This window comes from Candidatus Obscuribacterales bacterium, assembly GCA_036703605.1.
Lineage (GTDB): Bacteria > Cyanobacteriota > Cyanobacteriia > RECH01 > RECH01 > RECH01.
Genome location: DATNRH010000056.1, coordinates 1 through 1078, shown reverse-complemented (window position 1 = coordinate 1078; position 1078 = coordinate 1). Strand labels below are relative to the sequence as shown.

The 1078-nt window shown below is 57.4% G+C and carries 2 protein-coding genes; both read left to right on the top strand.

Going from position 1 to position 1078, the window contains the following annotated elements; translation table 11 throughout:
- Positions 1-536, top strand: a 536-nt coding sequence (locus V6D20_01285; GenBank protein HEY9814431.1) for a hypothetical protein, incomplete at its 5' end; no start/stop codon positions are given.
- Positions 537-828: 292 nt separating this feature from the next.
- Positions 829-1078 (top strand): hypothetical protein (locus V6D20_01280; GenBank protein HEY9814430.1); only part of this gene is annotated, 250 nt, incomplete at its 3' end.

Below are 1078 nucleotides of genomic sequence, written 5' to 3'. Positions count from 1 at the left end.
CGTGGCCCTACTTTTGGGAGAATGGTGAGACAGACATTACCAAGTTCAGTACGGCAGCACGCCTATGGCTAGCCCAGTATGAAATGCTAGTGCCCGACCTATTCCGAGAGGATGGTAGTGGCCTTATGATTCCGGTGTATGATAGGATTGGCAATCAAGTGGGTATGCAGCGCCGCATGTTTAAAGGGAGTGCTAAATATCTAACCTATATTAATAAGGGGTATAGCTTTAGCTATATGGGCGAGCGGGGGGTGGCGAATACCCTCTACATTGTGGAGGATTTACTGTCAGCCTGTAAATTAAACCAAGCAGGGATGAATGTAATGTGCGCTATGGGCACCTCCCTGCAAACCCTGCCCGTATTTGTTGGCGAACTCATTATTTGGCTAGATGACGACGAAGCGGGCCATCGTGGTGCCCTGAAGCTGGCCCGAGAGTTGGGGGCGATTAGTGAAAAAGTAACCACCATGTTTAATAAGCAACCAAAGGAGATTCCTATGTCCATTCTTAAAACTATGCCGGGAGCTACGGTATGACCCCCGACCTGGGGCCGCTGCCTGAGCCCACCTTGCTTGTTGAGTGCGCGCAGAGCTTCGTGAATGGCTACACCGCCGACCAGATGCACGCATGGGGCCAGCGGGGCTATGCCGCAGGGGTAGCGGCAGAGCGGGACCGGTGTGCGGCGTTGTGCTTGCGACCCCCTGGATGGCTGGCCCCCACTCAGCAGGCCCTCGCCACCGAGATACGCAGCGCCATCTTAGGAGGTGCAGGGGTAGCCTTCGCATCCCCCACGCCACCAGCAGAGCCAGCGCTCGCAAAGGAAGCACCATGACCGACACCCGCGCAGTGATGCAGCAGGCGCTAGCCTTCGTCGAGTTTTGCTGGCGTGACGTTGCCATGAACGACTACGCCGAAGAACTGCGCAGCGCAGCAGAGAGCGCCCTCCGCGCAGCACTGGAGCAGCCAGAGGTGAGTGCGGAGCCAGTAGCGTGGCAGTGGCTGGATACGGCCCATTTCCGCAAACACTTGCCAAAAACCGCCGAAGCTGGAGCGTGGCGTCCCCTGTACGCAGCACCCC